This window comes from Gandjariella thermophila (genome assembly GCF_005405885.1).
GTDB lineage: Bacteria > Actinomycetota > Actinomycetes > Mycobacteriales > Pseudonocardiaceae > Gandjariella > Gandjariella thermophila.
In genome coordinates, this window is sequence record NZ_BJFL01000006.1 from 58,008 (window position 1) to 83,833 (window position 25,826).

Annotated in this window: 22 protein-coding genes; 13 read left to right on the top strand and 9 right to left on the bottom strand. The window is 73.1% G+C overall.

Annotated elements, in window-relative coordinates:
- Window positions 1-114 precede the first annotated feature (114 nt).
- From FFT21_RS08670 to FFT21_RS08680, 3 genes are read right to left on the bottom strand one after another with little or no spacing between them, the layout of a single operon-like run.
- On the bottom strand, window positions 115-1,203 hold the full coding sequence (locus FFT21_RS08670; protein WP_137813269.1) for a (Fe-S)-binding protein: 1,089 nt from the start codon (window positions 1,201-1,203) through the stop codon (window positions 115-117).
- Window positions 1,200-2,585 (bottom strand): FAD-binding oxidoreductase, encoded by a 1,386-nt coding sequence (locus FFT21_RS08675; protein ID WP_137813270.1) that lies wholly within the window; start codon window positions 2,583-2,585, stop codon window positions 1,200-1,202. The genes FFT21_RS08670 and FFT21_RS08675 overlap by 4 nt, the downstream gene beginning before the upstream one ends.
- The gene (locus tag FFT21_RS08680; RefSeq protein ID WP_137813271.1) at window positions 2,582-4,231 is read right to left on the bottom strand and encodes an L-lactate permease; all 1,650 of its coding nucleotides are present in this window, start codon (window positions 4,229-4,231) and stop codon (window positions 2,582-2,584) included. The genes FFT21_RS08675 and FFT21_RS08680 overlap by 4 nt, the downstream gene beginning before the upstream one ends.
- Before the next feature lie 147 nt (window positions 4,232-4,378).
- Here FFT21_RS08680 and FFT21_RS08685 point away from each other — a divergent pair, with 147 nt between their 5' ends.
- The 7 genes from FFT21_RS08685 to FFT21_RS08715 all read left to right on the top strand — a co-directional run bounded on the left by FFT21_RS08685 (window position 4,379) and on the right by FFT21_RS08715 (window position 11,143).
- Window positions 4,379-5,044, top strand: a complete 666-nt coding sequence (locus FFT21_RS08685) for a GntR family transcriptional regulator (RefSeq protein WP_137813272.1) — start codon at window positions 4,379-4,381, stop codon at window positions 5,042-5,044.
- Between the two features lie 116 nt (window positions 5,045-5,160).
- Window positions 5,161-6,033 (top strand): hypothetical protein, encoded by an 873-nt coding sequence (locus tag FFT21_RS08690; RefSeq protein ID WP_192909439.1) that lies wholly within the window; start codon window positions 5,161-5,163, stop codon window positions 6,031-6,033.
- Between the two features lie 236 nt (window positions 6,034-6,269).
- The gene (locus FFT21_RS08695) at window positions 6,270-6,530 is read left to right on the top strand and encodes a hypothetical protein (protein ID WP_137813273.1); all 261 of its coding nucleotides are present in this window, start codon (window positions 6,270-6,272) and stop codon (window positions 6,528-6,530) included.
- A gap of 7 nt (window positions 6,531-6,537) precedes the next feature.
- A complete protein-coding gene (locus tag FFT21_RS08700; protein WP_137813274.1) occupies window positions 6,538-6,786 on the top strand; it encodes a hypothetical protein in 249 nt (82 codons plus the stop codon).
- A gap of 98 nt (window positions 6,787-6,884) precedes the next feature.
- The gene (locus tag FFT21_RS08705; protein WP_137813275.1) at window positions 6,885-9,647 is read left to right on the top strand and encodes an FtsK/SpoIIIE domain-containing protein; all 2,763 of its coding nucleotides are present in this window, start codon (window positions 6,885-6,887) and stop codon (window positions 9,645-9,647) included.
- Window positions 9,644-10,009 (top strand): hypothetical protein, encoded by a 366-nt coding sequence (locus tag FFT21_RS08710; protein ID WP_137813276.1) that lies wholly within the window; start codon window positions 9,644-9,646, stop codon window positions 10,007-10,009. Before FFT21_RS08705 ends, FFT21_RS08710 begins: the two co-directional genes overlap by 4 nt.
- Window positions 10,010-10,123: 114 nt before the next feature.
- Window positions 10,124-11,143, top strand: coding sequence for an NADP-dependent oxidoreductase (locus FFT21_RS08715; RefSeq protein ID WP_137813277.1), 1,020 nt, complete (start codon window positions 10,124-10,126; stop codon window positions 11,141-11,143).
- A gap of 3 nt (window positions 11,144-11,146) precedes the next feature.
- Here FFT21_RS08715 and FFT21_RS08720 read toward each other — a convergent pair whose 3' ends face one another.
- Window positions 11,147-12,193 carry an amidohydrolase family protein gene (locus FFT21_RS08720; protein WP_137813278.1) on the bottom strand — a complete coding sequence of 349 codons (1,047 nt, stop codon included), beginning with the start codon at window positions 12,191-12,193 and terminating at the stop codon, window positions 11,147-11,149.
- 153 nt (window positions 12,194-12,346) lie between these two features.
- Window positions 12,347-14,020 (bottom strand): FAD-binding oxidoreductase, encoded by a 1,674-nt coding sequence (locus FFT21_RS08725; protein WP_137813279.1) that lies wholly within the window; start codon window positions 14,018-14,020, stop codon window positions 12,347-12,349.
- 17 nt (window positions 14,021-14,037) lie between these two features.
- Between FFT21_RS08725 and FFT21_RS08730 the strand changes: the two genes are divergently transcribed.
- From FFT21_RS08730 to FFT21_RS08750, 5 genes are all read left to right on the top strand, one after another.
- Entirely contained in the window at window positions 14,038-14,829 is a 792-nt protein-coding gene (locus tag FFT21_RS08730; RefSeq protein WP_137813280.1) for a TetR/AcrR family transcriptional regulator, read from the top strand.
- 26 nt (window positions 14,830-14,855) lie between these two features.
- Window positions 14,856-16,403, top strand: a complete 1,548-nt coding sequence (locus FFT21_RS08735) for a glycerol-3-phosphate dehydrogenase/oxidase (protein WP_137813396.1) — start codon at window positions 14,856-14,858, stop codon at window positions 16,401-16,403.
- A 310-nt stretch (window positions 16,404-16,713) separates the two neighbouring features.
- On the top strand, window positions 16,714-17,073 hold the full coding sequence (locus FFT21_RS08740) for a peptidase inhibitor family I36 protein (protein WP_225978228.1): 360 nt from the start codon (window positions 16,714-16,716) through the stop codon (window positions 17,071-17,073).
- A 362-nt stretch (window positions 17,074-17,435) separates the two neighbouring features.
- Entirely contained in the window at window positions 17,436-18,350 is a 915-nt protein-coding gene (locus FFT21_RS08745; protein ID WP_137813282.1) for an ABC transporter ATP-binding protein, read from the top strand.
- The gene (locus FFT21_RS08750) at window positions 18,347-19,540 is read left to right on the top strand and encodes an ABC transporter permease (protein WP_137813283.1); all 1,194 of its coding nucleotides are present in this window, start codon (window positions 18,347-18,349) and stop codon (window positions 19,538-19,540) included. The genes FFT21_RS08745 and FFT21_RS08750 overlap by 4 nt, the downstream gene beginning before the upstream one ends.
- 82 nt (window positions 19,541-19,622) lie before the next feature.
- On the opposite strand, the gene FFT21_RS08755 is transcribed toward FFT21_RS08750, so the two are convergent.
- Window positions 19,623-21,011, bottom strand: coding sequence for a cryptochrome/photolyase family protein (locus FFT21_RS08755; protein ID WP_225978229.1), 1,389 nt, complete (start codon window positions 21,009-21,011; stop codon window positions 19,623-19,625).
- Between the two features lie 74 nt (window positions 21,012-21,085).
- Between FFT21_RS08755 and FFT21_RS08760 the strand changes: the two genes are divergently transcribed.
- On the top strand, window positions 21,086-21,826 hold the full coding sequence (locus tag FFT21_RS08760; RefSeq protein WP_137813284.1) for a hypothetical protein: 741 nt from the start codon (window positions 21,086-21,088) through the stop codon (window positions 21,824-21,826).
- Window positions 21,827-21,931: 105 nt separating this feature from the next.
- On the opposite strand, the gene FFT21_RS08765 is transcribed toward FFT21_RS08760, so the two are convergent.
- The 3 genes from FFT21_RS08765 to FFT21_RS08775 form a co-directional block, all read right to left on the bottom strand.
- Complete coding sequence (locus FFT21_RS08765; protein ID WP_137813285.1) at window positions 21,932-23,260, bottom strand: citrate synthase; 1,329 nt, start codon at window positions 23,258-23,260, stop codon at window positions 21,932-21,934.
- A 788-nt stretch (window positions 23,261-24,048) separates the two neighbouring features.
- On the bottom strand, window positions 24,049-25,014 hold the full coding sequence (locus FFT21_RS08770) for a carbohydrate kinase family protein (RefSeq protein WP_137813286.1): 966 nt from the start codon (window positions 25,012-25,014) through the stop codon (window positions 24,049-24,051).
- Between the two features lie 88 nt (window positions 25,015-25,102).
- A complete protein-coding gene (locus FFT21_RS08775) occupies window positions 25,103-25,738 on the bottom strand; it encodes a TetR/AcrR family transcriptional regulator (protein WP_137813287.1) in 636 nt (211 codons plus the stop codon).
- Window positions 25,739-25,826: the final 88 nt, after the last annotated feature.

The window sequence follows — 25,826 nt, forward strand, 5'->3', positions numbered from 1 at the left end:
CTTGACCTTGGCCCTTGGAGTGTCGGGTGCGGGCCACCCCGACATGGATGAAGCCCTCAGTTGATCTTTCCTTCTCGCGACGGCGGGAAGATCAGGGCCCACTGCCGCCGAAGGTCATTCCCGCGGGCCCGTGCTCCCTTCCGCCATGTACAGGAGTTCGACGAGATGCAGCGCGCGAACCCGGGAGCCGCGTGCGCGCAGTCCCTGCCGCAACTGCCGCAGGCACCCGGGGTTGACCGCGACGACATAGTCGACGCCCGCCTCCTCGATCGCCGCGAGCTTCGGGGCCAGCACCGTCCTGCTGTCCTCCGGCCGAAGCACCGAGTACGTCCCCGCCGCGCCGCAGCACGTGCCGGCGTTGGGCAGTTCCACGTAGTCCGCGACAGCGCCGATCAACTCGCGCGGCTGGCGCGTCACGCCCATCCCGTTGCGCAGATGGCAGGAGTCCTGCAACGCCACCCGCGTACGCCGACCGCCGACCCGGACCTCGCCGAGGGGCAGGTGCCCGACCTCGACGAGGTACTCGCTGAGTTCCTTCACCCGGTCACGGCCGAGATGAGCGCTCAGATGAGCCGCGCAGCCCCCGGCGGTGGTGACGATCCGCCCGGGCAGGCGTGCGCCGATCTCGCGTGCCAGCTCGGCTCCGCTGGCGGAGTCACCGTTGTGCGCGTGCAGCGCCCCGCAGCAGCCCTGGCCGGCGGGAGCGGTGACCTCCGGGCGAAGGCGTCGCACCGCACGGCTGACCTCCGGGTACAGCCCACGCTCGACACAGCCCAGCAACAGTGCCGGTGATCCTTCCCGGGCCCGGGCGCGCGCGTGGCGTCGCACCAGGCCCTGGAGCCGGAGCAGCCACGCGCGGCGCACCACCGCCATCAGCACGCGCGCCAGCCACGGTCGCCGCATGCCCCGCCACTGGTGGTCGCGCCACTGTTCCAGCAGCGCGCCGTATTCGACTCCGGCCGGGCAGACCGTCTCACAGCTACGGCAGCCCAGGCAGAACGACGCCTGCTCGACAAGCGTGGGATCGCCGTCGTCGAGGTGGCCCGTCTCCAGTGCGCGCATGAGCGTGATGCGCCCGCGGGGCGACGACGCCTCGTCGCCGGTCAGCTCGTAGGTCGGGCACGCCGGAAGGCAGAAGCCGCACGAGATGCACCGGTCCAGCAGGTCCTTGCCGAAGATGCCACCTGCGGTGGGCTCGGTCATGATCCCAACTTTCCGGGGTTGAGGATTCCGGCCGGGTCGAAGGCGTTCTTGACACGCCGCAGTAACGCGAGCTGGTCGGTGCCGATCCGGTCGGCGAGGTAGGGACGTTTGGCGGCGCCGACCCCGTGCTCACCGGTGATCGTCCCGTCCAGTTCCACGGCGCCGGCGAAGATCTCGGCGAACGCCTTGTGCGCCCGTTGCACCGCGTCCGTGTCGTCCGGGTCCAGCACGCACGTCGGATGCAGGTTGCCATCGCCCGCGTGCCCGAAGGTGGCGATCAGCAGGTCGTGCCGGGCGGCGATGTCGTCGATCCGGTCCACCATCTCCGCCAGCCGCGGCCGGGGCACGGTCGCGTCCTCCAGGATGGTGAGCGAACCGAGCCGCGACAGCGCCGGCAACGAGCAGCGACGAGCCGCCAGCAGGGCCTCGGCACGCGCCACGCTGCCGGCCAGGGTCACGTCGAGCGCACCGGCCGCTCCGCAGATCTCGGCGATCCGGGCGAGGTGGACGGTGACCATCTCGCCGTCGCCGTCATCGCCGAACAGCAGCAGCGCTCCCGCGTCCGACCGCAGCCCGAGGTGGGCGAAGCGCTCGACCGCGTCGATGCACTTCTCGTCGAGGAACTCCAGGGTCGCCGGCACGATCCCCGCCGCGATGACGGCGGTGACGGCGCGGCCGGAGTCGGCGAGCGAACGGAAGTACCCGACCCCGGTGCCGCTGTGGGACGGTTTGGGGAGCAGGGCCACGGTGATCTCGGTGATCACCGCGAGGGTGCCTTCCGAGCCGGTGAGCAGCCGGGTCAGGTCGTAGCCCGCGACGTCCTTCCACAGCCGACCGCCGGTGCGGATGATCTCGCCGGTCGGCAGCACCGCGGTCAGCCCGAGCACGTAGTTGCGGGTGACGCCGTACTTCAGGCCGCGCAGGCCACCGGCGCACGTGGCCACGTTGCCGCCGACCGTGGAGGCGGTGCGGCTACCCGGGTCCGGCGCGTAGCACAGCCCGGCCGCCTCGGCCGCGTCGGCGAGCCGCGCGGTGGTCACGCCGGGCTCGACCCGGGCCAGCAGCTCGTCACCGCTGACCTCCAGGATGCGGTTCAACCGGGTGAGCACCAGCACGATCCCGCCCGCCTCGGGAACCGTGGCGGCGCACAGGTTCGTTCCCGCCCCGCGCGGCGTCACCGGGATGCCGTGCGCTGTGGCCAGCTTGAGGATCTCGGCCACCTCGGCGGTCGTACCCGGAAACACCACGGCATCCGGATACGCGTGGAACAGCGGGGTGGCGTCGCGGGCGTAGGGGGTCAGGTCGCCGCGTTCGGTCCGCACGTTGGCCGCTCCCACGATGGCGACCAGCTCGTCGCGGATCCGCCGTGGCAGCGCCGTCACCGTCCCACCATCCAGCCCAGTACCGGGGTGGACTGCAGGTAGACCAGCGCGCACATGCCGCAGAGCAGGACCAGGCTCCAGCCGAGCACGCGGCGGAACAGCACACCCTCCCGGCCGTCCATGCCCACCACCGTGGCGGCGATCGCCAGGTTCTGCGGCGAGACCATCTTTCCCAGCACGCCGCCGGAGGAGTTCGCCGCGGCGAGCAGGTAGCCGGAGAGACCGGTCTGCCGCGCCGCCGTCAACTGCAGCAGGCCGAACAGCGAGTTCGACGACGTGTCCGATCCCGTCACGGCCACGCCGAGCCAGCCGACCACGGGCGAGAGCAGGGCGAACATGCCTCCGGCCGCGGCGAGGACGACTCCCAGGGTGACGGTCTGGCCGGAGAGGTTCATCACGTAGGCCAGCGCGAGGACCGCCATCACCGTGACGATCGTCCACCGGAACCGCACCAGCGTCGCGCCGTATGCGCGCAGTGCCCGCGCCGGGCCGACGCGGTAGATCAGCGCGGTCAACACCCCGACGATCAGGAGGATCGTGCCGGCATTGGCGAGATCGACCTTGAGGGCGGTCGACACGGGCTTGCCGGCCGCGTTCAGCACGTGCAGTCCCGGCCAGGCGATCGACCATCCGGCGTGCGCCTTGAGCCAGGCCGCCACCGGCCCCAGGGTTGTCGCCGCGAAGAGTGCCACCACGATCAGGTAGGGGGCGAAGGCCAGGGCGGCCGACCCGCGGCCGCTGCGCCGGTCCATCACCGCGTCGAGCTCGCGGCTCTCCCCCGCACCGCCGGCCATCACCGGGACCGGCGGCGCCCCGCTCAGCTCCTCCCGCGGCTGCCACACCCGCAGCATGGCGATGACGGCGAGCGCGCCGGCGAGGGCGGCCACGATGTCGGCGATCTGGTACCCGACGAAGTTCGCGCTGACGAACTGCGCGCCGGCGAAGGCGAGGCCGGCCACGAGGGCGACGGGCCACGTCTGCCGAAGGCCACGGCGACCGTCCACCATGAACACCAGGACCAGCGGCACCACCGTGGCCAGCACCGGCGTCTGCCGGCCGACCACGGCACCCAGCGTCGCCGCGTCCAGCCCGGTGATCTGGCCGAGAGTGGTGATCGGTACGGCGATCGCACCGAAGGCGACCGGGGCGGTGTTGGCCACCAGCGCCACCGCGGCGGCCTTCGCCGGCCGCAGGCCGACCGTCACCAGCATCGCCGCGGAGACCGCCACCGGCGTTCCGAAACCGGCCAGCGCCTCCAGCAGGGCACCGAAGCAGAACGCGATGATCACCGCCTGGATGCGCTGGTCGTTGGACAGCGAGCCGAAGGCGCGGCGCAGCACACCGTCCCACCCGGTCAGCTCGGTCAGCCGGTAGATCCAGATCGCGTTCAGGACGATCCAGATGATCGGGAAGAGCGCGAACACGGCTCCCTGCGACCCAGCGAGCGCCGCCTGCGGGGGCGGCATCCGGTAGCCGACCACCGCCACGGTCAGCGCCGCGGCGAGCGCGACGAGCGAGGCCTTCCACGCCTTCCATCGCAGCCCCCCGAGCAGCACGAACAGCGTCAGCAGCGGAAGCGCGGCGCACAGCGCGCTCCACCCGAGAGATCCCCATACGGGCGCGTAGGTCTGTTGGTAGGCCGCCATTGGCCCTCCCTGTCCTCACCGGCATCGACCGGCCATGTGTCGTGACTCTCGTACGATTGTCAGACAATGAGCCATGTATGCATGACTGTCAACAACTCACCGACAGGCACTTGTGGGAGGATGCGGGTGAATCGATGAGGAGGAGCGATGGCGCGGCAAGCGGTAACCCCCCTGTCCACGGTCTCGGTCGTCGACGCCCTCGTCACCTCACTCCGCGACCGGGTGCTCAACGGCGAGCTGCGCCCGGGGACCACGCTGGCCGAGAACGAGATCGCCAGCGCGTACGGCGTTGCCCGCCCCACGGCCAAGAGCGCGATCTCCGCCCTCGTGTACCAGGGCCTGTTGCACCGCGACGCGAACAAACCAGCGACCGTGCCCCGCCTCGGCCGCCACGACATCGAGGACCTCTTCCTGGTCCGCATGCCGCTGGAACTCGAGGTGATCCGGTTGCTCAGCGACCTCGGGAACGTTCCGTTCCACGAGGCGGAACGAGCGGTGGCCGACCTCGGCCACCTGGAACCGTCCACGTCGCACAGCACGTTCGTCGAAGCGGATCTCCGGTTCCACCAGGTTCTCGTGGACGCGGTCGGCAGTCCCCGGCTGAGCCGGCTCTACCGGACCATCCAGGGCGAGATCCACCTGTGCATGGTGCAGACCCGGCACACCCTCGGCCGCCGTCGCATCGCGGCCGAACATGGCGCGGTGCTGGAGGCACTTCGCGCGGGCGACACCAACCAGGCCGTCCAGCGGATGCGTGAACACCTCGACGGCGCGCGTGAGTCGCTCCGGCAGGTTTTCGAGGACACGCGCTGACTCACCCGGTGTGGCTGCTGGCTACCCGTTCGACCTGCCGTAGTCGGGCGCCAGTTCGGCGAACGGACAGCGAGCTGGACGGGCATTCAGGTCGCTGCGGGAGAATCGTCCGCACAATGGGCGAGGAAGAGTTCGAGCTGCTGATCACCGTGGTGGTCGCGGCGGACGACGGCGAGCATTCCCGCGGCGCGTGCCAGCGGTGGCTCGATCGGATCGGTGGCACGGTGGTCGGCTCGCGGGACTGCTCGGACGAGGAACCCGGGTGCTGGGCGGTGACGATCCGGCGGCACAGCGGGGTGAGCGCGGTCCCCGGCGATCCGGCCGGGCTGGCCAGGGCGGTGCGGGTGTTCGTGCGCACGTTCTGCCCCAGGGCCGGGGTGCCGCGCATCGCCTGCGAGCCGCCCGTCGCCTGGACCGTGCTGGACGATCCAGAAGTGATCGGCGAACTGGTGCCGGGCGGCGAGCGGATGCTGGTCGAGGCATGGTCGGGGGTCACCGCGCAGCTCCCGCCCACCGGGCAGTCGGCCGACGCCGCGCCCCGCCGCACCGACCGGAACGGGAAACCGTCCAGCGCGCTGCGGCTGCGGGTGGACGTGGCCGCCGAGCGCGTCACTGCGGCGGAGTGGCGGGCACGCGTGCTGGCCGCCCGGATCAGCCGGCGCGCCACGATCATCGGCTCGGCCGAGCACCAGGGCCTGCAACGGGTGGAACTCGATCTCGGCCTCAGCACCGAGCCGCCGGACGGCGCGGTGCTCGCCGGGGCGGCCGCCCTCGGCAACACCGGCTGGTCGGAGCTCGAGTACCGGGACCGCACCGCGGTCGTCCGCTGGGCCGCCGATCCCCGGCCGGCCTCCGGCATCGCCGCGCTGGAACTGTGCGCGGAACCCGCCGCCGAGCGCGGCGACGACCCCGAATCCCCGGCCGGGCACGGCGGGCACCCGGAGGCCGTGGCCGACCCGGAACCGGCACAACGCCCGGCGGAGGGTTGACGCCGCACGCGAAGCAAGATGTGTGACACGTCACCCTCAACGCGCCGTGTTGCCCCGGACACAGCTTGTGACCAGGCCTCCCGCGCATCCGCACCCGGGCGCTAGCACCGTTGGCCGGCACCGGGTGCAGCCCTTCGGCGGATCATCCCGCTGACTGCGCCGGGAAAACCGGTACTAGGTTCAGCCCCGAGCGGCCCGGGAATGGGCCGCGGGTCGAGTCGGAGGACATCCGCGACATGTCGAACATCCAGGCGGTTCGGGAAAGCATCGCGCAGGCCAACCAGGTGGCCCAGGAGAGCGTGCCCGCACTCCAGCAGGCCAAGTCGTCGCTGGAGAACGCCCAGTCGGTGCTGCAGCAGGCCACCGAGGGCAGCCAGCAGAGCGACGCCGAGCAGTCGTACGCGCTGCTGGCCCAGGCGATCAGCCAGATCGAGGAGGCACAGCAGACCGTGGCGGCGGCGATCTCCACCGCCGACGGCTACGCGACCCGCCTGTAGCCGCCCCGTGCTGGTCTTCGAGATCAGGAACGCGCTGCTGGCCGTCCGGGAGCAACTCGACGACGGCTACCGGCTCGCCGCCGAGGCGCGCGAGCGGATCGAGGAAAGCATCGCCATGTTCACCGAACTCGGCCGCGCGCACCCGGAGTCGTTGCTGCCGCCGGAACTGGGCCGCGCCCACGAGCAGATCACCGAGGCGCGGGCCCGGATCGCGGCGGCCGCGGAAGCGGTGGACCGGTACGCGGCACTCCTGTGAGCGCGCGGAATCCGCCGGCCGGGCACCGGAACCGACCGATAGCCTGTACGGATCATGGGGTGCCTTCCCGCCGTGCGTGGCCACCGTGAGGGGCGAGGTTGAGCAGGCGAGCTGAGCGCCGCAGGCGGATCGAGGAGAGGTTCGAGGCGTTCCGCCGCGCGGTCGCGGCCGCGCTGGGTGCGGCGTCCCGGGAGCAGCGGCGTGCCGCCACCGAGCACGCGCGGACCATGTTCGAACTGTGGCTGCGCCGCACCGGCGTGGACCAGGCGCTGGCGGACCCGTCGTTCGGCGACACCCTGCGCAACCCGGTGCTGGCGGAGCGGCTGGACGCCGTGCTGGCGGACCGGGAACTTGTGTTCGCCGACTGGACCGCGCACGGCCCGGACCGGCTGACCGAACTGGTGGACGCGGCGGCGCCGGGCGCCGCGTCCCGGCCCTGGCAGGAGTGGCTGGGCCAGCCGGGCGAGGCGGACGGCAGCGGCGGGGTTCCCGAGCTGTGGCGGATCGGCACCGCCGTGGTGACCGCCGCGCCGTACGAGCAGCGCTTCCCGGTGGCCGTGCCGCTGCTGGACCACGCACACCTGCACGTACTGTCCACTCCGGACAGCAGGCAGGTGGCCGACGCGCTGGTGGAGACGCTGCTGCTGCGCGTGCTCAGCTACTTCCTGCCGGGCATGGTGCACGTGCACACCTGGGACATCGGCCAGCTCACCGGCCCGCTGCCCGGCCTGTACCCGCTCACCAGGGCCGGGCTGCTCACCGTGCACGACCCGACCCGGCTGGACGAGATGCTGGACGACCTCGCCGAGCACATCAGGCAGGTGCACACCAGCCTGCTCACCGAGGGGCACAGCTCGGTGCGCGCGGCCGGGCGGCGCGGCGAACCATGGCGGGTGGCCGTGCTGTTCGGCAACCGCCAGGCGCTGCCCGAGGACACGCAGCAGAAGCTGCAACGGGTGGCCCGCAACGGGTTGGCCGCCGGCGTGCAGCTCGTCGTGGTGGACATCCCGCTCACCGTGAACTGTCCGATGGAGACGGTGGTGCTGCACGACGACCAGACCGCGCGGTGCACCACCAGCGGGCCGCACGCCGTGGTCACCGTCGATCCGCCGCTGCCGAGGGCCATGGTGCCCCGGGCATGCGCCGAGATCGCCGACGAGTTGGAGGAGCGCCGGGCCAGGGTGAGCACGTTCGCCGACCTGCTGCCGGCGACGCGGTGGGCGGAGAGTTCCGCGACCGGGCTGTCCGCGCCGGTCGGGTTCCGCGACGGCGAGCCGGTGTGGCTGCACCTCGGCGACGCCTCGCCGCACGCGCTGGTCGGCGGACCGAGCGGGTCGGGGAAGACGAACTTCCTGTACGGGATGCTGGGCAGCCTGGCCGCCCGGTACTCGCCGGACGAGCTGGAGCTGTACCTGCTGGACTTCAAGGAGGGCGTGTCCTTCGCCCAGTTCACCCCGGGCCGCAAGGACCCGAGCTGGCTGCCGCACGCCCGGCTGGTCGGCGTGAACGTCAACCAGGACCGGGAGTTCGGGCTGGCCCTGCTGCGCTTCCTCGCCGAGGAGATGCGCCGCCGCGCCGACGCCGCCAAGCAGCACGAGGTGACCAAGCTGGAGGAGTTGCGCGCGGAGGACCCGGGCGGCCGGTGGCCCCGGATCGTCGCGGTGATCGACGAGTTCCAGTACCTGTTCGCCGAGCGCGACCCGGTCACGAACGAGGCGGTGCTGCTGCTGGAGGACGTGGCCCGGCGCGGCCGGTCGCAGGGCATCCACTTGGTGCTGTCCAGCCAGGACGTGTCCGGGATCGAGGCGTTCTGGGGCAAGCCGGCGATCTTCGAGCAGTTCATCGTGCGGATCGCGCTGCCCAAGGCGCGGCGGGTGCTGGTGGACCACAACGATGCGGCGATCACGTTGCCCCGCTGGCATGCGGTGGTCAACCACGAGTCCGGGGTGCGGCACGGCAACGAGGTCGCCCGCATCCCGGACGCCACCGGCCGGGGCACCTTCGACGTGCTCCAGCACGAGCTGTGGCAGCGCCGGCCGGAGCATCTGACCGAACCCCGGCTGTTCGACGGCGGCCACGTGCCCTCGCTGGTCCGGCTCACCGACTTCTGGGCGCTGCGGCCCAGCGGGTGGGCGCCCACCGCGCTGCTCGGCCAGGTGATCGACGTGGCGGGCAGCGCGGCCCGGGTGGAACTCGTCCGCACCCCCGGCCGCAACGTCGCGGTGGTCGGCTCGATGGTGGCCGACGCGGCAGGTGTGCTGGGCGCGGCCGCGCTGTCGCTGGCCCGGCAGCACCGGCCGGGCGAGGCCACGTTCACCCTGGCCCGCCTGGTGGACGACGCCAAGGACCCGGTGGACGTGCTGGCCGCCCGGCTGCGCGCGGCCGGGTCACGGGTGGACGTGGTGGAACTGGACGACGTGCCGGAGCACCTGGCGCGCACCGCGGAACGGCTGACCGAGCGGCTCACCGCGTCCAGCGCGGACTCGCCGGAGCCGCACTACCTGGTGCTGTTCGCCGTGGACGCCGCGCTCACCCTGCTGGAACGCAAGGAGAAGCCGGGCACGCCGAGCGGGCTGGACCGGCTGCGACAGGTGCTCAGGCACGGACCGGAGACCCGCACCCACGTCCTCGGCTGGTGGCGGAGCGTGCAGCGGCTGAAGGCGACGCTGCCGGTCGGCTCGGTGGACGACATCGGCTCCTGGGTGGCCTTCGACGTGCAGGGCCAGGAGCTTTCCGCGCTCGCCCCGGGCCTGGTGATCTCCTGGTCGCCGCGGCCACGGCGCGGCCTGTTCTTCGACCGGTCCACACACGCCCGACCCCAGGTCGTAATCCCGTTCGACATCACGGAGGAAGCCAGATGAGTGAGCTGCCGGCGAGCGAGCGGTACCGGGAGATCGCCGGCTGGGCGACCGACGCGATCGAGCGGATGCGCGAGGCCGACCGGGAGCGGGCCACCGAGCTGGAGCGCGAACTGGCCGCGATCGAGCAGCGGATGGCGCAACTCGCGGTGCAGGAGCGGGTGGTCAGGATGGGCGTTCAGCTGCACTGGGAGGCGGCCGTCGAGGCACTGTGGAACGAGCGGTGGCTGACCATCGGCCCGCTGCCCAAGCCGGACGAGCGCGTCCCGGAGGGCAGCCACCTGCACTTCGACGCCGAGGTGGGACGGACCTACCATGCCCTGGAGGAGTCGTTGAGTAAGCGCTCGCTCATACGACGGCGGTGAGTGCGGTCACGTCGCGCGCCGGCGTATTGTTCGATAGTTGTAGAACGAGACGGCGTCGCACACGACAACGGCGTCGCACCCCGTCCCCACCGAACACGCTTGGAGGTCACGGCGATGACCGTGCCATCGACAGCACTGGAGGTCCGCCTGGCGTCCCGCCCGCAGGGCTGGCCGACCGAGGACAACTTCGAGATCGCCGAGGTTGCCGTACCGAAGCCCGAGGCGGGCCAGGTGCTGGTCCGCAACACGCTGATGAGCGTGGACCCGTACATGCGCGGCCGGATGAACGACGTGAAGTCCTACGTCCCGCCGTTTGCGATCGGCAAGCCGCTGGAGGGCGGCGCGGTCGGCGAGGTCGTCGAGTCCACGGTGGACGATCTCAAGCCGGGTGACTTCGTGCTGCACGGCCTGGGCTGGCGGGAGTACGCGCTGCCCGACGCCAAGCACGCCACCAAGGTCGACCCGAACGTGGCGCCGCTCGGCGCGTACCTCGGCGTGCTCGGCATGCCAGGGCTGACCGCCTACGCCGGGCTGCTCGAGGTGGCCGCGTTCCGTGAGGGCGACGCGGTGTTCGTCTCCGGAGCGGCTGGCGCGGTCGGCCAGGTCGCCGGGCAGATCGCCAGGCTGCGCGGCGCGTCCCGGGTGATCGGCAGCGCTGGCTCCGCGGCGAAGGTCCGCTACCTCACCGACGAGCTGGGCTTCGACGCCGCGTTCAACTACAAGGACGGCCCGGTGGTGGAGCAGCTTCGGGCGGCCGCCCCGGACGGCATCGACGTCTACTTCGACAACGTCGGCGGCGACCACCTGGAGGCGGCGCTCACCGTGCTGAACACGCACGGCCGGGCGGCGCTGTGCGGGGCGATCGCGCAGTACAACGACACCGCGCCGCCCCCGGGGCCGCGCAACCTCGCGCTGGCCATCACCAAGCGGCTCACCCTGCGCGGGTTCATCGTGATGGACCACCAGCACCTGCAGCAGGACTTCGTCCGCGAGGTCGGCAGCTGGGTCCGGGACGGCAAGCTCCGCTACACGGAGACCGTGGTGGACGGCGGCGTGCGCCGGGCGCCGGAGGCATTCCTTGGCATGCTGCGCGGCCAGAACACCGGCAAGATGCTGGTCAAGCTGGCCGACTGAGCCCTAGGCGGGCGGCGGCGGGAGGACCCGGCCGGCGCGGACGACCAGGGTGGCCGCGGGCCGCTCGGTGACCGCCGCGGCCACCGTCTCGGCCGGCAGCACCACCAGGTCGGCGGCGTTGCCCTCGATCAGCCCGTGACCGTGCTCGCCGAGCGCGGCCGCGCCGCCCCGGCCGGCCACGTCCACGCACATCTCGACCAGCGTCCGCTCCCGCATGCCGTTGCGCTCGGTCAGCTCCGCGGCGCCGCCCAGCGGGTCACCGCCGTGGCCGAGGCCCACCCGCACGCCGGCGCGGCGCAGCTTGCGTAGCGGTAAGTCCGCCGGCCGGCCGGGCACCACGGTGGTCACCGCGACGTCGTGCTCGGCGAGCAGGTCGACCAGCCGGTCCTGGCGGTCGGTGTCGACGGTGCCCAGGGCGTCGCAGTGGCTGAGCGTCACCCTGCCCCGCATGCCGAGCGCGGCGACCCGCTCGCAGACCAGTTCGATCTCGAACGCGCCCAGCTCGCCGGGGTCGCGCAGGTGCAGGTCGACGCCCGCGCCGTGCTTGTCGGCCAGCCCGAAGACCACGTCCAGGTGGCGCACCGGGTCGCGGTCGGTCCCGGCCGGGTCGAGCCCGCCAACCAGGTCGGCCCCGGTGTCGAGCGCGGCATCGAGCAGGTCCTCGGCGCTGCGCTCGCCGAGCACGCCGCGCGCCGGGTAAGCGACGAGCTGCACGGTGAGCCGGTCGGCGTGCGCGCGGCGGGCGGCGAGCGCGGCGTCCAGCGGGCCGAGCCGTGCCTCGGCGTCGACCGGCACGTGCACCCGCGCCAGCATGGTGCCGGCCGCGGCCAGCCGGGCGAGGCCGTCCGCGGACCCGGCGTGCGAGTGGGCGTCGACGAACGCGGGCAGCAGCGCCCCGCCCCCGCCGCCGACCTCGGGCACGCCGGGAGCGGGCGGCAGGTCCGCGCCGATCCTGGCGATGCGGCCGGCCCGGCACAGCACGTCGACCAGCGGCGCGCCCGGCACGCCCGGCCACGGGCGGACCGAACGGATCAGCAGATCACCCGACATGCGGCGAGGCTAGCCGCCGGCTGTTCGCTCCGACAGGACCTTGCCCGGATCGGGTCGCCTCCGGGACCGCGCGTACCAGCCGTGATCGGTGGTTGACCGCGAGTGCCAGCGAGTCGCCCACGGGGTCCAGGCGTGGAACAGCCTGTCAGGCGCTCAACGGGTGGGCAGCAGCTTGCCCGGGTTGAGGATGCCGGTCGGATCGAGCGCACGCTTCGCCGCACGCAGCACCTCCACGCCGCGCGGCCCGATCTCGCCGGCCAGGTAGGGGGCGTGGTCCACGCCGACCGCGTGGTGGTGGGTGATGGTACCCAGCGGGGCCGGGCCGAGCGGGCCGTCCCGGTGCTCGGCGATGGCCCGGCAGGCGGCCGCCTTGGCGTGCTGCCACTGGCCGATCGGGTCGTCCTCGGCGCGCGGCACCAGCACGGTGAAGTACAGCGAGGCGCCGGTCTCGTAGGCGTGCGAGACGTGGCACATGACCACCGGGGCGCCGGCCGGCCCGGCGAGCGCACCGATCAGTGCGCGCCGCACCGCGTCCCGCAACTCGGACAGCCGGGACCAGTGGGTGGCCGTCTCCAGGGTCTCGACGCACACCCCGGCGTCCAGCAGCGCGTCCCGCTGCCGGGGGCCGGCGAACCGGCCACGCCGCCACGCCTCGCCGGCCGGGCGGCCCAGCCGGACCGCGCCGTACCGGCGCAGCACGCGCATGGCGGCGGCGCGGCGCATGGCCAACTCCCACGGCGACGCGGTGTCCCAGCCCAGCACCAGCAGGCACGGCTCGGCGACCCGGCGGGCGGCCAGGTACCCGCGCACCGCGGCGCCCTGCCATCCACCGGCCAGCGCCAGCGACACCTCGGTCTCCGCGTCGTCGGACAGCCGGGTGACGTCGGCCAGCGCGTGCCGCTGGGCCAGTTCCCGCACGGCCGCGCTGCCCGCCTCCCAGCCGTCCAGCACGATGCCCTCGTACCGGACCACCACCGGCCGCGGCCGCACCCGCAGCGCCACCTCGGTGATCACGCCGAGGGTGCCCTCGCTGCCGAGCACCAGCCGGCGCAGGTCCGGGCCGGCCGCCGAGGCGGGCGCCACCCCCAGCCGCCACTCCCCGGCCGGCGTGGCCAGCCACACGCCCTCCACCATGTCCTCGAACCGGCCGTAGCCGCTGGACGCCTGCCCGGCCGACCGGGTGGCGGCGAACCCGCCGATGGTGGCCCGCTCGAAGGACTGCGGCAGGTGGCCGAGGGTGAACCCGTGCTCGGCGAGCAGCCGCTCCGCGTCCGGGCCGCGCACCCCGGCCTGCAGCACGGCGACCCGGGACACCGGATCGACGGACACCAGCCGGTCCAGCCGCACCAGGTCGAGCGCGACCACGGCGGGCTTGCCGCCGCGCAGCGCCGTCACCCCGCCGACCACCGAGGTGCCGCCGCCGAACGGGACCACGCCGACGTCGTGCTCGGCGCACACCTCCAGCACCCGCTGCACCTCACCGGGGTCGGCCGGCAGGACCACCGCGTCGGGCACCGCCAGCTCACCACATCCCCTGTGCCGCAACAGGTCCAGATAGGACAGTCCGCCGGCGCGGCCGAGCCGGGCGGCGCGGTCGGTCAGCACGTGCCCGGCGCCGACCGCCGCGGCGAGCGCATCCCGCGCGGCCGCCGGCAGCGCCGACTCGGGGACCCGGAACGCCGAGTCCGGCCCGACCGGGACCCGCGACGTACCGGTGTCCAACCCGATTCGCGCCCGCAGCCAGCGCAGCGCGTGCGGTGGCAGGTGCGCGTTCGCACCACCGGCGGCCGTCCAGGTGCCACGCAGGGTGTGGTCGATCTGGCTCACGCGGTACAGTGTGACACATGGCGCCTCAACGTCACAGCGTTGCGGTCCGTCCCCTGGGCTCCGCGGCCGTCCACGGGCACCGGCCACCGGCGAACCGCGTCGGGGACGACGTGCTGCTCGACGCGGCGCGCGCGTGCGTGCTCGCCGTCGGCTTCCGCCGCACCACGCTCACCGAGGTGGCCCGCCGCGCCGGGGTCAGCAGGATGACCGTCTACCGCCGCTTCCCGGACGCCCGCAGCCTGGTCGCCGCGCTGATGACCCGGGAGTTCCGCGGCCTGCTCGACCAGGCGGCGGTGGAGGCCGAACGGGCCGCTGCCGGGGGCGTGCGGCAGCGGCTGGTCGCCGCGACCGTGGCATGCGTGCACCGGCTGGTGGAGAATCCGTTGCTGCGCACCGTGCTGGAGTTGGACCCGGAACTGCTGCTGCCCTACCTGGTCGAGCGGATCGGCAGCACGCAGCGGCTGGCCGAGCAGTTCCTCCGCGAGCGGGTGGTCGCCGGGCACCGGGACGGTTCGGTGCGCCGCGGCGACGCCGACGCCCAGGCGAGGATGCTTTTCCTCACCGCCCAGGCGGTGGTCCTCGCGCCGCGGCCGGCGATCTCCGGCGTGGCCATGAGTACCTTGCTGGACGAGTTGGCCCACCATCTCGACGCGGCGCTGCGCCCACCCGCCGACGCACTCCCTCCCGCGGAGGCGGCAGACAACCCCGCCGATGCACTCCCTCCCGCGGAGGCGGCGGACAACCCCGCCGACGCACTCCGCTCACCGGAGGCAGCGGACAATACGGCCGACGCTGGAGGCGCCCGGTGACCATGACCCCGTTCCCCGCCGGATCGCTGCGGGCCACCTCGCTGAACGCCGCGCGCCGCGCGACCGACCTGGAGTCGGTGGCCGGCGGCGAGACGGTCGACGTGCTGGTGGTCGGCGGCGGGGTGACCGGCGCGGGCATCGCACTGGACGCCGCGTCCCGCGGCCTGTCCGTCTGCCTGCTGGAAGCGCACGACCTGGCGTTCGGCACCTCGCGCTGGTCCAGCAAGCTGGTGCACGGCGGCCTGCGCTACCTGGCCCACGGCGAGGTGGGCCTGGCGCACGAGAGCGCGGTGGAGCGCGGCGTGCTGATGACGCGCACCGCGCCGCACCTGGTCCGTGCGCTCCCCCAGCTCGTCCCGCTGCACGGCCGTAACCCCCGGGCCGAGCCGCTGGTGATGGCCGGGCTGCGGGCCGGCGACCTGCTGCGCCGCCTCGCGAGGACGCCGACGCGGGTGCTGCCGCCGCCGCGCCGGGTGCCGGCGGTGGAGGCGCTGGCCCTGGTGCCCGGGCTGCGCCGCGCCGGGCTGCGCGGCGGGTTGCTGTCCTTCGACGGCCAGCTGGTGGACGACGCGCGGCTGGTGGTCGCGCTGGCCAGGACGGCGGCCGGGTTCGGCGCGAAGATCCTCACCCGGGCCAGGGTGCTGGGCCTGGACGGCGGCGGCGCCGAGGTGCGCGACGAGCTGACCGGCGAGGAGTTCCGGGTGGCCGCCCGCGCGGTGGTCAACGCGACCGGGGTGTGGGCCGGCCAACTGGTGCCCTCGGTGCGGCTGCGCCCGTCCCGCGGCTCGCACCTGGTGCTGGACGGCGAGGCGGCCGGGGTGACCGGAACCGCGCTCACCGTCGGAGTACCGGGAGCGGTGAACCGGTTCGTGTTCCTGCTGCCCCAGCCGGACGGCCGGGTGTACCTGGGGCTGACCGACGAGCCGGTGGACGGCCCCCCGCCGGACCTGCCCACGGTTCCCGAGTCCGATGTGGACTTCCTGCTGGACGTGGCGTCCTCGGTACTGGACCGCCCGCTGCGCCGCGCCGACGTGCTTGGCGGGTTCGCCGGGCTGCGCCCGCTGGTCGACGTTCCCGGGGCGAAGTCACGCAGCGCCGATCTGTCCCGGCGGCACGCCGTGGTCACCGCCGCCAACGGCGTGATCACCGTGGTCGGCGGGAAGCTGACCACCTACCGCAGGATGGCCGCGGAGGCGGTGGACCGCGCGATGGCCGAGCGTGGCCTCGCTGGCGGCCCGTCCCGGACGGTGGACGTGCCGCTGGTCGGCGCCGCCCCGCCGGACCGGCTGGCCACCCTGGACGCCCCGGCCCGGCTGGTGATCCGCTACGGCGCGGAGGCCGGGCGGCTGGCCGCACTGGCCGAGCTGGACGCGGCGATGGCCGAACCGGTGGCCGAGCGGACCGGGGTCACCGCCGCCGAGGTGGTGTGGGCGGTGCGGCACGAGGGCGCGCTGCACGCCGACGACGTGCTGGACCGCAGGACCCGGATCGGCCTGGTCCCCGCCGAACGGGAGGCCGCCGAACCGGTGGTCACCGAACTGGTCGCCAGGGCACTGGACGGCGTCAGCAGTTAGCGCGTCACCGCGCACGCCGATTTCGTTCACCCGAACCGGCCGCCCGCCGGCCCGAATCGAGCGCCCGCGCACCGAAAACCGAATGGCCACCTGGCCGCGCGCCGTCCCAGCGGTGCGCCATTTCGGATGCCGTTTCCGCAGCTCCCGGCGTGGGACGTCCCCCTTCGCACCGCCTTGCCGTGCCGATCTGGCGCCGCCCACGTCGTGCCCGCCACGCTTCCGGCGACGGCGCATTCCGCGCCGGTCAGGGAAGGGATCACCACACCCTTTCGCACGGAAAGGACACATTCGGATGCGACACATTTCTCGCGTGACCAAGCCCGTCGTCGTCGCCGCACTCGGGCTGGCCGGGGCGCTCGGCGCCACCGCTCCGGCGAGCGCCCAGAGCGCTCCGGCAGCCGCCTACAACTGCACCCCCGGCTACTTCTGCATGTACAGCGGCTGGAAGGGCGGCGGGCACCGCTGCCAGTACCGGGACAACACGCCGAACACCGCCGACGCGTGCTCGTTCATCCGGGCGGGTGAACCGGTGCGCTCGGTGTGGAACGGCACCGGCAAGACGGCCACGTACTACACGAACACCAACTACCACCACCGGGTGGGCAGCACCAAGCCCGGCCACGGCGGCAACCTGCAGGGCGACTACCAGATCCGGTCGATCAAGTTCTGACAGCCTGTTCCAGAACCGGACCGACTCCGCGGTGACGAGTATGGGAACGCGCCAGGGCGAAGCCCCGCGATCGCGGGGGCGGGGCGCCTGGTCAGGCACGACCGGAGTGCCGGGTCCCGATCGCGCCCCGGCGACGCGATCGCGGCGCGCGTTCAGGAACAAGCAGTGATCGTCACCCCGGACGGGCGGGGTGCGGTCCCGCGGAACCCGGGGCCGCACCCCGCCCGCGGCCGACCACCGGACCGCCGCGGTCGGTACCCTCGGAACGCTGGCCGGCAGGCGACGCCGGACGCGGCCACCGCGGGGACGAGTGCGCTCGCGGTGTGGTCGCCCGCCGGTCGCGGAACGGGGGTGGACGGCGCATGCACGACACGGTGCTGGCCGTGGACCGGATCGCGAAGCGCTACGGCGACGTGGTGGCGCTGGACGGGATGACCTTCGACGTGCGTGCCGGGGAGCTGTTCGGGTTCGTCGGCAGCAACGGCGCCGGCAAGACCACGACCATGCGCATCGTGCTCGGCGTGCTCGCCGCGGACGCCGGCGAGGTCCGCTGGCGGGGCCGGCCGATCACCCTCGCCGACCGCCGCCGGATCGGCTACCTGCCCGAGGAGCGCGGCCTGTACCCGAGGATGCGGGTCCTGGACCACCTCGTCTACCTCGGTGAGCTGCATGGCATGGGCACCAACGCGGCGATCGGCGCGGCCGAGCGGTGGATCAGCCGGATCGGGCTGCGCGCGCACCGCGACGACCGGGTGCAGCAGCTCAGCCTGGGCAACCAGCAGCGGGTGCAGCTAGCCGCCGCGCTGGTGCACGCCCCCGAGGCACTGGTGCTGGACGAGCCGTTCTCCGGGCTCGACCCGGTGGCGGTGGACGTGCTGGCCGCGGTGCTGCGCGAGCGCGCCGAGGCCGGCGTTCCGGTGATCTTCTCCAGCCACCAGCTCGACCTGGTGGAGCGGCTGTGCGACCGGGTCGGCATCGTCCGCAGTGGACGGATGGTGGCCTGCGGCACGGTGGACGAGCTGCGCGCCGGCGGGTCGGCCCGGCTGACCGTGACGGCGCCGCAGGCCCCGCCGGGCTGGGCGGACGGCCTGCCCGGGGTGCGGGTGCTGGGCACCGAAGGCCCGCGCACGCTGCTGGAACTGGCGGACGGCGCCGACGACCAGAGCGTGCTGCGTGCCGCGCTGGCCACCGGCCCGGTGCAGGAGTTCAGCCGGCACCGCCCGTCGCTGACCGAGCTGTTCCGCGACGCCGTCACCGCCGAGACGAGAGCGGCATGAGCGAGCCGGAGCCGGGATCGGGGCGCACCGTGCTGCTGGTCGCCCGGCGGGAGTTCCGTACCCGGGTACGCAGCCGCTCCTTCGCGATCGGCACCGGACTGATCGTCGTGCTGCTGGCCGGGCTGGTGCTCATGCAGTCGCTGCTGTTCGGCCGGTCCGAGCACACCACGGTGGGCCTCGCCGGCCAGGCCACCGCGCTGGCCGCGCCGCTCCGGAGCACCGCGCACACGCTGGGCAGGGACGTCGACGTGCAGGAGGTGACCGGCCCGGCCGCCGGCGTCGAGGCGGTGCGGTCCGGCCGGCTGGACGCGCTGGTCACCGGCGCCCCGGACGCGCTGCGGGTCACGGTGAAGGACCAACTGGACGGCACCGTGCGGGCCGCGCTGGTGAGTATCGTCCAGCAGCAGGTGCTGGACGCCCAGTTCGCCGAGGTCGGCCTGGATCCCAAGCAGGTGAGCCAGAACGTCGCCGCGGCAGGAATCCGGGTGACCGCCCTGGAACCGGCCGACCCGCAACGCGGCCAGCGGCTGGCGCTCGGCTTCGTCACCGCGTTCGTGCTGTACTTCTCGCTGGTCTTCTTCGGCTCCGCCGTGGCGCAGGGCGTGGTCGAGGAGAAGTCCAGCCGCGTGGTGGAAGTCCTGCTCGCCACGGTGCGGCCGTGGCAACTGCTGGCCGGCAAGGTGCTCGGGCTCGGCGCGGTCGGGCTGCTGCAACTTCTTGTCATCGGCGCCGCCGGGGTGGGGCTGGCCACTGCGACCCACGCGCTGCCCGTGCCCGGTGCCGCGCTCGGCGCTCTCGGCGCCGGGGTGCTCTGGTACCTGCTCGGTTACTTCCTCTACGCCACGGTGTTCGCCGCGGCCGGTTCGCTGGTGTCCCGGCAGGAGGACGTGCAGGGCGTGCTCACCCCGATCATCCTGGTGATCGCGGTGGCCTTCGTGGTCGGCGTCAACCTGCTGCTGCGAGACCCGGCGGACCCGGCGAGCACCGTGCTGTCCCTGCTGCCGCCGTTCGCCCCGGTGCTGATGCCCGGCCGGATAGCCGCCGGCGTGGCACCCGCCTGGCAGGTGCTGCTCGCGGTGTTGCTCGCCCTGGCCGCGATCGCCGCGCTCACCTGGCTGGGCGGCCGGATCTACGCGGGCGCCGTGCTGCGCACCGGCGCCCGCGTCCGCCTCCGCGACGCCCTCCGCTGACCCGATCCCCATTGAGCGGGCTGAACGGCGCCTTCGCGTGCCCACGAACCCCCGTTCAGCCCGCTCAATGGCGGGATTGGGATCAGCGCTTCACGGCGGAGTAGCGGCGCAGGGCCTCGCGGCGCTCGTGCGGGTGGTCGACGATGGGCATCGGGTAGCCGCCCGGCGGGCCCCCGGGGAACAGCCACGGGCGGTGCACCCGGGCGCCGGGGATCGCGCGCAACTCGGGGACGTAGCGCCGCACGTAGTCCCCGTTCGGGTCGAACCGCTCGCCCTGCCGGATCGGGTTGAACACCCGGAAGTACGGCGCGGCGTCCACCCCGCTGCCGGCCACCCACTGCCATGCGTGCTGGTTCGCCGCGAGGTCGGCGTCGACCAGGTGTCGCATGAAGTGCCGCGCGCCCCACCACCACGGCAGGTGAAGGTCCTTGGTGAGGAAGCTGGCCACCACCATCCTGGCCCGGTTGTGCATCCAGCCCTCGGCGAGCAACTGACGCATGCCGGCGTCGACGAACGGGTAGCCGGTGCGGCCATCGCACCAGGCGGCGAACCGCTCGGTCGCCTCGTCGCCGGAGGCGTAGGTCATCCGGTCGAAGCGGGCGTCCGCGTTGTGCCGGGCGGTGTCCGGCCGGTGCCACAGCACGTCCGCGTAGAACTCGCGCCAGGCCAGCTCGGCACGGAACGCGCGGGCGCTCGGGCTGCGCTCCCACCAGCCGCCCAGGTCGGCCAGCACGGTGCGCGGGTGCAGGCAACCGAAGCGCAGGTAGGCAGACAGCCGGCTGGTGCCAGGCAGGTCGGGACGTTCCCGGCGGTCGTGGTACTGGGCCAGCCGGTGGTCCCGGAAGGCGGCCCAGGCGGCGAGCGCGGCGGTCTCTCCCGCCTCGGGCAGCTCGACCCCGGCAAGGTCCGGGTCGTCCGGCAGCCGCGTGCCGCCCGGCCAGTCCCGCGCGTCACCGTGATCCAGCCAATCCACTGTGGATGGTCCGGACTCGTACGGTTCCGGCCATCCGTGGCGCAGCCAGGACCGGTAGAACGGGGTGAACAACCGGTGCGGCCGGCCGTCCTGGGCAACCACACTTCCGGGGGGCACCGCGTAGGGCGAGCCGCTGCGCACCAGTGCGACGCCACGCCGGTCGAGTTCCCTGGCCACCCGGTCGTCCCTGGCCCGCCCGTACGGTCCATGATCGGCGGTAACGTGTACGCTCGCCGCGCCCAGCTCGGCCGCGACGGCGGGCACCACCCGCTCCGGGTTTCCGCGCACGACGAGCAGGCGGCCACCCAGTTGCTCGCGCAGCGCCCGCAGGCAACGGAACAGGAACGCGATGCGGGGCGCACCCGCCGGTCGGAGCAGCGCGGGGTCCAGCACGAACAGTGCGAGGACCCGCGAGGCTCGCTCGGCGGCAGCGAGCAGCGCCGGGTGGTCGCCGAGCCGCAGATCGCGGCGGAACCACAGGAGGGCTGCCAGCGGCACGAGCGACGACGCTACGGTGGGCGCGCCGGAACCGCACGGGGACGGTGGCACGACAGGGTGAGAAGGGGGCGACAATGACCGCACCGGGCTCGGCGACTCCGCAGCAACCGCAGGAGCCGGAGAGACGACCGGCAGACACGACCGCGCCGCCCCCGGGCGGTACGACGACGACGGCGGCGGCCGAGGCCGAGCGCACCGAGGCTGACCGCGCCGACGCCGCGGCGATCGGCCCACCCGCGCCGCCGGGGTATCCGGTGCAGCTCTACCACCCGAACCCGGAGGAGCACACCATCACGCCATCGAACCCGGCGCCCTGGTCGCCCCTGGTGCCTCAGGACGACCGGCCCGCTCCGAGACGTTTCACGCAGTTCACCCGGTCACCGATCGGGCTGGTGCTCGGCCTGGTCGGGGTGGCCGTGGGCGCGGCCTTCACCTACCTGCTCAGCGTGACGCCGGACGCCGCGGGCGGGGCGATGGTGACCTTCGATCCCGGCCGGACGCTGGTGCTGCTGCGCAATCTGGGCCAGCCGGCGGCGTTCCCCTCCTGGGAGGGGCCGCTGGTCGTGCTGGCGCCGTTCCTGCCGCTGATCCAGCTCGTGGTGGTGCCGCTGCTCAGCCTGCCCGCCGCGCGGGCCGTGGGCCCGAGGCTGACCAGCCGGGCCCGGCTGATCTGGCTGGCGTTCTTCCTGCTGGTGACCGGTGGCGGGATCGCGGCAACCGTGCTCGGCGGTCCGGGCCAGCCGCTGTACCTGCTGCACTGGCTGGGCAGCACGCTCGTGGTGGTCGCGCTCGCCGTTCCGCACCGACCCGACTGAACGTTTCCGGGACGCTTCCGTTGCCGGCGGCGGCCCCCATCTCCGCCCCGGTGGCTGCGCCCGCACCATCGCGAGAGCAGTCCCGGGGCGGTCGTGACTGGCGCGTCAGCGCTCGGTGACGGGCACGTAGGTGCGCTCGCCCGGCCCGACGTACACCTGGCGCGGCCGGCCGATCTTGGTGGCCGGGTCCTTCATCATCTCGCGCCAGTGGGCGATCCAGCCGGGCAGCCGGCCGATGGCGAACAGCACGGTGAACATCCGGGTGGGGAAGCCCATCGCCCGGTAGATCAGGCCGGTGTAGAAGTCGACGTTCGGGTACAGCTTGCGCTCGATGAAGTAGTCGTCCCCGAGCGCCCGCTCCTCCAGCCGCTTGGCGATCTCGAGCAGCTGGTCGTCGCCGAGCTTGCCGAGCACCTCGTCGGCGGTCTTCTTGATGATCGCCGCACGCGGGTCGTAGTTCTTGTAGACCCGGTGGCCGAAGCCCATCAGCTTGACGCCGGCCTCGCGGTTCTTCACCTTGCGCACGAAGGTGTCGACGTCCCCGCCGTCCCGCTCGATGCCCTCCAGCATCTCCAGCACCGCCTGGTTCGCGCCGCCGTGCAGCGGACCGAACAGCGCGTTGATGCCGGCCGAGATGCTGGCGAAGAGGTTCGCCTGGGAGGAACCGACCAGCCGCACGGTCGACGTGGAGCAGTTCTGCTCGTGGTCGGCGTGCAGGATGAACAGCTGGTCCAGCGCCTTGGCCATGACCGGGTCGACGTGGTAGGGCTCGGCCGGGAAGCCGAAGGTCATCCGGAGGAAGTTCTCCACCAGGCCCAGCGAATTGTCCGGGTAGAGGAACGGCTGGCCGACCGACTTCTTGTACGCGTAGGCCGCGATGGTCGGCAGCTTGGCCAGCAGCCGGATGGTGGACAGGTCGACCTGGGAGTCGTCGAACGGGGTCAGGCTGTCCTGGTAGAAGGTGGACAGCGCGGACACCGCCGAGGACAGTACCGGCATCGGGTGCGCGTCACGCGGGAAGCCGTCGAAGAACCGCTTGAGGTCCTCGTGCAGCAGGGTGTGCCGGCTGATCTTCTGGGCGAAGTCGTCGAGCTGCGTCCTCGTGGGCAACTCGCCGTAGATCAGCAGGTAGCTCACTTCGATGAAGTTCGACTGCTCGGCAAGCTGCTCGATCGGGTAACCGCGGTACCGGAGGATTCCGGCGTCACCGTCGATGTAGGTGATCTGCGAGGAGCACGCGGCGGTGTTGACGAAACCGGGGTCGAGGGTGACCAACCCGGTTTTGCCCAGAAGTTTGCCGAGTTCGATACCGGAAGCACCCTCGGTCGCGGGTACTACCGACATCTCGTGCTCGCCGCCAGGATGGCGCAGCGCGACGGTACGGGTCCGTGACGGGCTTTCCGTCGAATCTGGCGCAGTCGTCGCGTCGGGCATGCAAGTCCCTCTCACGCTCGGACGGGGCCAGTGCTGATGGCTCGACTCCGACGTGCAGGTCGCAGCCCGTTTCAGACGCGGTTCCGGGGTGACCGCACCGCAGCACCGCCCCGTTGGGGTCCTGTCACTGTCACGCTAGTAGCCTGCGCACCCGCCGCGCATCAGTCGTGTTAACCGATTCCGTGAGTTGGGACCGGTATCACATGGTCACCGCGTCCCGGCAATGCCGCCGGCCCGGTATCGCCCGGCCCCGTCCCGGCCGGCGTTCCCCGGCTTCGGGCCTGGTCGGGGCGGCGCACGCGGCGCGAGGCCGGCCGGTCGCCCGAGGGGGTGGGCCAGCTCACGGCCGGGCGCGGGCCAGCCGGGTGGTATCCGGCGATACCGGGCGAACCGACAGCACGGCGAACACGGATGACCACCTGATCGGTCCGCACCGCTACCTCCACCCGGTCCCGCCCATCACCAGTTGCGACGAACCGGCACTCTGCGTAACACAGATCCACTCCCGCCGGGGAAAGACAAATGAAAAGTGTTGGCCAATAATTGTTCCCCGGCGGCCGCCACTTTCCTTCCTCGTATACGACGCGGAGGCAATGATGCTGGTAAACCTTCTTGGTCTCGGACTGGTCGTCGGCCCGGCGTGGTGGCTCTTCTACCACCCGTGGTGGTGACCGAAGAAGACTCGATGGTGCCCCGCCCATCCAGGGCGGGGCACCATACGCCAGGCCACAAAGGCACGCGATTCGAGAACGGCCATTACCCACGAATTGGGTAGGCCCGGATCGCGTTTACCGTTCCGTCGCCGCGGGCGCCGCGGCCAGTTCGGCGGCGAACGGCGGCTCGGCTCCGGCCCGCGAGCAGGTGACCGCCGCGGCGGCGCAGGCGAAGCCCAGCGCGTCCCGCCAGGCGGCCGCGTCGAGCGCGCGCACGGCGTCCCGGGCGAGCGCACCGTGCCGGTGCAGCCAGGCCAGCAGGGCGCCCTGCACGGTGTCCCCGGCGCCGATGGTGTCCACCACGTCGACCGGCACCCCGGGCACCTCGACGACCTCCCCGGCGCCGGTGAGCGCCACCAGCCCGTCCCCGCCCCTGGTCAGCACGATCGCCACCGGCCCGGCCTGCTGCCAGTCGCGCAGCACGGCCAGCACGTCCGCGCCCGGTGCGGCACCGGCAAGCCAGCGCGCGTCCTCCTCGGATACCTTGAGCAACCCGACATCCGGCAGCCAGGAGGCGAACCGCGCCCGGTAGCCGGCCGGGTCGCCGATCAGCACCGGCCGGACGTTCGGGTCCAGCACGGTGAGCAGGCCCCGAGCCGCCTCGCGCCGCAGCACCGCCTCGTAGACGCTCGCCCCCGGCTCCAGCACCAGGGACAGCGTGCCCAGCGACACCGCCTCGGTGCCGTCCGGCAGCGGGCCGGGATCGGTGACCAGCCGGTCGGCGGTGCCCTCGACGTGGAACGAGTAGCGCGCCGAGCCGTCCGCGCCCAGCCCGACCACGGCCAGCGTGGTCGGCTCGTCCCCGCGCTGCAGCAGCCGGACGTCCACACCGGACGCATGCAGCCGGTCGAGCAGGGCGTCGCCGAAGTGGTCGGTGGAGATCCGGGACAGGAACGCCACCGGGGCGCCCAGCCGGCCCGCGGCCACCGCCACGTTGTACGGCCCACCACCCAGGCGGGGCAGCAGCGGGCCCAACTCACCGTCCATGGTGGACGGATCGGGCACCAGGTCGACGAGGGCCTCACCGCCAACGACGATCATCCGATCCCCTTTGTCCGTCGGTTCGCGCGCCGTGACGAGCCACGGCTCGCTTTGCTCACTTCGACCACCACGCCTCCCACCGGACCGCTCAGGATCCCTCCGGAGCCAGGCCGCGCAGCAGCAGTTCGGCCAGCGCGGCGAAGGCGTCCGAGTCTGACACCCCGGTGCGCTCGGCGATCCGGCCGTCCTGGATGCCTTCGATGGCCAGCCCGACCATCTCCGCCACCAGCGCCGCGTGCACCTCGCGGAACACGCCCTGGCGCACGCCCTCCCGGATGAAGGACCTGATCCGCTCGGCGGCGGCACGCGCGTTGGCCTCGTAGGTCGCGCGTGCCGGCGGGAACGCGGCGACGTCCGCGATGAACTCGGGTGAGGCCGGCCGCAGCGCCTCGGCGGCGCTGTCCAGGTAGGCGCCCACCCGCTCGCGCACGTCCGCGATGCCAGCGATGCGCTGCTCGATCCGCGCGGTGGCGCCCTTGAAGTAGTGGCCGACCACCCGGACGGCGAGTTGCTCCTTGCTCGGCGCGAGCGTGTACAGCGTCGACTTGGAGCAGCGCAGCCGGCTGGCCAACTCGTCCAGGGTGAGGTGGGCGAAGCCCTCGGCGAGGAACAGCGCCTCCAGGCGGTCGAGCAGTTCCGCCTGCCGCGCGGTCGGCGCAGCCCGGCGCAGCGAGACCCGGCGTACCGGGCGCACCCGGCTCTGGGAGACGTCGGTGCTGGTCATCCCGGAGAGACTGCCATACCCCCCGAGTACCGGCGTTGTGACACGCACCACGTTGAGAGAGTACTCTGGTACGTCCGAGAGTACCGAT